The organism is Streptomyces sp. 13-12-16, assembly GCF_002114215.1.
Lineage (GTDB): Bacteria > Actinomycetota > Actinomycetes > Streptomycetales > Streptomycetaceae > Streptomyces.
The window spans coordinates 1-5,498 of the sequence record NZ_NCTE01000855.1 but is presented as its reverse complement, the minus strand read 5'-3'; the positions used below and the strand labels follow the sequence as shown (position 1 = coordinate 5,498).

Sequence of the window (5,498 nt, the reverse complement as noted above, 5' to 3'; positions counted from 1 at the left end):
AGGGGGCCGGGTATCGCGCCGAGGCCGGGTCCGGGTCGCGTCGGCCTTCCGTTCCCCGGCATGCTCACCGAACCGTGTCACCCCGTGGACCGGGACCCGCCCCGCCTGCCTCCCGGCCACGGCGGCCGCGGATGCCCGCGCGCCCCGAAGGACGACCCCGTTCCGCTCGACGCGGTCATCGTCCCGCGGAGGAACCCGGGCCGCCCAGTGCCGTGGCCGGGGCCCGCCGTCCGGTGGCCAGTTCGGCCCACACGACACGTCCGGCCCGGCCCGGGGCGCGGGTGACCGCCCAGTCGCTGCTCAGCGCGTCGACCAGGAGCAGTCCGCGTCCGTTCCGGTCGTCGGGGCCGGGGCGGCGGAGCATGGGCAGCTCCGGGCCGCGGGCCTGGTCCTCGACCTCGACGCGGATCCGGTCCGCCAGTACGTGCAGCCGGCAGACGATCCGTTCGCCGGCCGCGTGGACGAGCGCGTTGGTGAGGAGCTCCGAGGCCACGATGACAGCGTTGTCGCGCACTTCGTCGGCGACGCCCCGCGCGGTGAGCAGGTCCCGCACGCCGCCACGGGCGGCACGGACCGAGGCGGGGGTCGCCGGCAGGTCGAACACGTGGGTCTCCGCACGGTGTCCGGCCCTGTGGGGCCCGGAGGCGAGACGGCCGGGGCCGTCCGGCTGGGGGAGTGGAGCCGTCGGCTCGCCTCCGGGCGGTCCGGGGGAGGAGGGCTCGTGCCCGGCGTGGTGCTGCGGCCTGGGTAAGGGGAGCCGAGCCATCTCCGTGTGCCTTTCGTCTGCCTGCGCACCAGGGGTCCGTCATGTACCGGACGCAGTCAACTGGTCCGCACAGTAAGGCCCTTGAGTGGGCCGGGGTACGGTGCGGACACTCTGGCACCCGTCAACGGCGGCTCGCAACAGGCAAGTTGAAAATTGCAACCGGACGCGTGCATGCTGCTTCCGTCATCGGGTGATCGAACGTGTCCGTACCGGGCGATCGCATGAGACGGTGAGCCCGGAACACCCGATGTGAGGGGGCACGGCGTGACCGCGGAGACCGACTGGGGCGGTGCCCCTTCCGTCCTGCGCATGATCCTCGGCAGACAGCTCGAGGAGTTACGCGGCCGGGCCGGTCTGACCTACGAGGAGGCGGGCACCGCCATCGGGGTCAGCCACTCCACGATCCGCCGGATGGAAGCCGCCAAGGTGGCCCGGCTCAGGCTCGCCGACGCCGAGAAGCTGCTCCGCGTCTACGGCGTGACCGACCAGCAGGAGATCGACACCTTCCTGAAGTCGGCCCGCGAGGCCAACAAACGGGGCTGGTGGCACACCTACCGCGATGTCATGCCGGACTGGTTCGCCGCCTATCTCAGCCTGGAACAGGCCGCCCTGCAGATCCGCGCCTACGAGAGCCAGTTCGTCCACGGGCTGCTGCAGACGGAGGCGTACGCCCGCGCCCTGCTGAACGCCGGCAACCCGCACGCCCCGGCGGAGGCCACCGAGCGCCGGATCGCCCTGCGGATGCGCCGGCAGGAACTGCTCAGCCGCGAGACGCCACCGCGGGTGTGGGTGGTGATGGACGAGACGGTGCTCCGCTGGCCGGTCGGGGGCCCGGAGGTGATGCGGGCCCAGATCGGCCACCTCATCGAACTGCACCGCCTGCCGCAGGTGACGTTGCAGGTCATGCCGTTCGCCGGCGGCCCCCACCCGGCCATGCGTGCGGGGTCCTTCCAGCTCTTCCGGTTCCGGGCCCGCGAGCTGCCCGACGTCGTCTACCTCAACGGCCTGGTCGGCGCCGTCTACCTGGACAAGGGCGAGGACGTCGTGGTGTACCGCGAGGCCCTCGACCGGACCGGTGCCCAGGCGACGCCCACGACCGGGACCGAGGCCGTGCTCGACCGGATCCGCAAGGACCTCTGACCGGCGCCGCCCGCCCCGCCCCAGAACCACGACCCGCGAAGGAGACACCAAGGTGACCGAGAACGGATGGCCGGCCGACCGCATCGACACCCGGAGCGCGCACTCCGCGCGGATCTACGACTACATCCTCGGCGGCAAGGACTCCTACCCGGCGGACCAGGAGGCCGGCGACGCCATGGTCCGGGAGTGGCCCGCCCTGCCCGTCCACATGCGCGCCAACCGCGACTGGATGAACCGGGCGGTCCGGTGGCTCGTCGAGGAAGCGGGGATGCGCCAGTTCCTCGACGTCGGCACCGGCATACCCACCTCCCCGAACCTGCACGAGATCGCCCAGTCGGTGGCTCCCGACTCACGCGTGGTCTACGTCGACAACGACCCCATCGTCCTCACCCTCTCCCAGGGGCTCCTGGCCAGCACACCCGAGGGAAGGACGTCGTACATCGAGGCCGACTTCCGCGACCCGGCGAGCATCCTGGACGCCCCCGAACTGCGGGAGACCCTCGACCTGGACCGGCCGGTGGCCCTGACGGTCATCGCCATCGTCCACTTCGTCCTCGACGCGGACGACGCCGTGGGCATCGTCCGCCGTCTGCTGGAGCCGCTCCCCCCGGGCAGCCACCTGGCCATGACGATCGGCACCGCGGATTTCGCCCCCGAGGAGGTGGGACGGGTGGCCCGCGAGTACGCGGCCCGCGGCATGCCGATGCGGCTGCGCACCGTCGACGAGGCCCACGAGTTCTTCGAGGGCCTGGACCTGGTCGGGCCGGGCATCGTCCAGGTCCACAAGTGGCACCCGGACGGAACCGGTGAACAGGGCATCCGCGACGAGGACATCGCGATGTACGGAGCGATCGCCCGCAAGCCGTAGCCTCCCGGCCCGCGTCCGCGCCGGGGGCCGGGACGCTCCGGCGCGGACGCGGACCGCCGGACCCGGAGCGCTCCGCCACCGGCCCGGACACCGATGCGCCGCGGATGAATCCCGGTGGCCGGGCCCGCCGATGTCGGCGGTGACGCCGTGCGCATGCGCCATCATGCTGCTCATGAGTGACCCCGAACACATCGGCCCGGCCGGCGGCGGCAGGCTGGCGCACAGCCGGAAGCCGATGACCGGCCGTGACCCGCAGGAACCGGGCAGGTCCGCCACGCCCCTGGAGCTGCTGTTCGACCTGACGTTCGTGGTGGCGGTGGGCACCGCGGCCTCCCACTTCGCCGAGATGCTCGCCGAGGGCCACGCCCTGGAGGCCGTCGGCGCCTTCACCCTGGCGATGTTCGCGATCAGCGTCGCCTGGATCAGCTTCAGCTGGTTCTCCTCCGCGTTCGCCACCGACGACTGGCACTACCGGGTCCTGACCATGGTGCAGATGGTCGGTGTCGTCGTGTTCTCCCTCGGACTGCCGGCGATGTTCCACTCGGTCGGGGAGGGCGATCACCTGGAGCTGCGCGCCATGGTGATCGGGTACGTCGTGATGCGGGTCGCCATGGTGCTGCAGTGGTGGCGCGCGGCCCGCGAGTCTCCCCCGTTCCACGACGTGGGGACGCGGAACATCCGCTGGACCGTGCTGGTCCAGCTCGGCTGGATCGTGGTGGGGTTCACGAGTCCGACGCTCGCGGTGGCGTTCGCCGCCTTCGCCGTGCTGGGGGTCGTGGAGCTGGTCCTGCCGCTGCTCGCGCAGGGCCGGGCCGGCGGCACGCCGTGGCACCCGCACCACGTCGCGGAACGGTACGGCCTGTTCGCGATCATCACGCTCGGCGAGGGCGTCGTCGGCACCGTCGCCTCGTCCGGTGACCTCCTGGGCGGCGCGGCCGGGACCGACTGGAGCGCGAACGCGGTCGCCTTGGTCGTCGCCGGTGTGGGACTGACCTTCGGCATGTGGTGGGTGTACTTCACCACCCCGTTCGGCGCCGTCCTGGTCCACCGGCGCCAGCGCGGGTACCTCTTCGGCTACGGTCACATCCCGCTGTTCATCGGCATCGCGGGCGCGGGGCTGCACGTGGCGGGCCTGTACCTGGAGCACCACGCGAGGATCGGCGGTGTCGCCGTGGTGCTGTCGCTGGCGCTGCCGGTCGGCCTCTACCTGCTGATGGTGTACCTGCTGCACACGCTGCTGCTGTCCGCGGGGGACAGGTTCCATCTGCTGCTGATCTCGCTCACCCTCGCGGTCCTGGCCGCGGCGGTGCTCCTCGCCGCCGCCGGGGTGGGGACGGCGGTGTGCCTGCTGGTGGTGATGCTCGCCCCGTTCGTCACCGTGGTCGGCTACGAGACGGTCGGTCACCGCCACCAGCGGCGGATGCTGCGCGACCTCGGTACGGGGTGACGGCCCGCGGGACCGGGGGCCCGTCCGCGAGGGCCACCGGCGCGTCGGCGTCGCGTTTCCGTGCCGTCCACGCGGCCGCAAGGTGCCGTTGGCGCCGGGGCGGCAGGGTGTGTGGGTCTGGTGAGGGTCACCAAGTGACCTCCGGGACAGACGGGTTGCCGCGGCCGAGCTGATAAGATCATCGGACTTTCAGCAGGCTGGCGGCGCGTCATGAACGCGTACGGGGGACAGTCTCTAAGGCCCCATCGCTGAGGAGTTGAGGCTTGGTCCGCCGTAGGCCCGCGCCGTTCGACGGCCCGGACCCGTCCCACGCATGCGCGGATCTGCCGCACTCCCGGCGCGATGCGACTTGAAGAGAGTCTCATGACGTCATTGATCGGGGATCCGCTGCTGTGGATCCTGCTTGTGGTGCTCGTCGCTGCGGTGTTCGCAGTGCAGCGGGCCCGGAGAACCAATCTGGCGCTCCGAAGAACGAGGAAGGACCTGGAGACGCAACTGGGCCATTCCCAGGGCCGGATCGACCAGCTCCAGGGGCACATCGCCTCCCTGGACACCCAGCACCGCGGTGACCTCGCGGACGTCCGGGCGGACGCGGAGTCGTCGACCAAGGCGGTACTGAAGTCGGCGATGGGCACGCTCCAGTCGCTCGCCGAGGAGCAGCAACTGCTGCTGGACGGGCTGCTGCAGAAGTACGGCAACGACACCGAGGTGCTGGCGGACCTGATGTCGGTGGACCACACCGGCAGCCAGTTCAGCCGCCGGGCCAAGGGCATCTCGGTGCTGTGCGGCGGCTGGCTGGGCCGGCGCGAGGGCGTGGCGACCGTCTACGACGTGGCCCGCAGCGCGCAGGGCCGCATCAAGGACTTCAACCGGGTGAGCATCCACGCGCAGGCGAGCGTCGGCGTCACCAGCAAGGCCGTCGAACCGGTGGCGGTGGTACTGGCCGAGCTGCTGGACAACGCGACCACGTACAGCGCTCCGGGTACACCGGTCGAGGTCAACATCCAGGCCGTGCCGACGGGTGTGTGCTTCATCGTCGACGACGCCGGCCTGGGCATGGACCAGGAGACCAAGGACCGGGCGGCGACGCTGCTGTCCGCCGACGGCCCCGTCGACATCACCGGTCTCGGCGACCCGCCCCGGTTCGGGTTCGCGGTGTGCGGCATGCTCGCCGCCCGGTACGGCTTCGCCGTCTCCGTCGGTTCGGTGTCCCCCTACGGCGGAGTGCGCGCAGTGATCCGAGTGCCGGAAAGCCTTCTGGCGGCCGAGGCCGTCAC

5 protein-coding genes are annotated in these 5,498 nt (G+C 71.6%); 4 read left to right on the top strand and 1 reads right to left on the bottom strand.

What is annotated here, in order from left to right; all coding sequences use genetic code 11:
* Positions 1-175: 175 nt before the first annotated feature.
* Positions 176-604: an ATP-binding protein gene (locus B7767_RS30535; protein ID WP_085574973.1), complete on the bottom strand. Its 429-nt coding sequence runs from the start codon at positions 602-604 to the stop codon at positions 176-178.
* A gap of 426 nt (positions 605-1,030) precedes the next feature.
* On the opposite strand from B7767_RS30535, the gene B7767_RS30530 reads away from it, so the two are divergent.
* The 4 genes from B7767_RS30530 to B7767_RS30515 all read left to right on the top strand — a co-directional run.
* Positions 1,031-1,906 (top strand): helix-turn-helix transcriptional regulator, encoded by an 876-nt coding sequence (locus B7767_RS30530; RefSeq protein ID WP_085574972.1) that lies wholly within the window; start codon positions 1,031-1,033, stop codon positions 1,904-1,906.
* A gap of 52 nt (positions 1,907-1,958) precedes the next feature.
* Positions 1,959-2,774: an SAM-dependent methyltransferase gene (locus B7767_RS30525; protein ID WP_085574971.1), complete on the top strand. Its 816-nt coding sequence runs from the start codon at positions 1,959-1,961 to the stop codon at positions 2,772-2,774.
* A 235-nt stretch (positions 2,775-3,009) separates the two neighbouring features.
* Positions 3,010-4,221: a low temperature requirement protein A gene (locus B7767_RS30520; RefSeq protein ID WP_373408250.1), complete on the top strand. Its 1,212-nt coding sequence runs from the start codon at positions 3,010-3,012 to the stop codon at positions 4,219-4,221.
* 363 nt (positions 4,222-4,584) lie between these two features.
* A partial coding sequence (locus B7767_RS30515) for an ATP-binding protein (protein ID WP_107486415.1) occupies positions 4,585-5,498 on the top strand: 914 nt, incomplete at its 3' end.

Bases quoted from the DNA above. Each gene is read 5' to 3' on its own strand.
- B7767_RS30520 (WP_373408250.1), top strand. From the start codon at position 3,010: ATGACCGGCCGTGACCCGCAGGAACCGGGCAGGTCCGCCACGCCCCTG.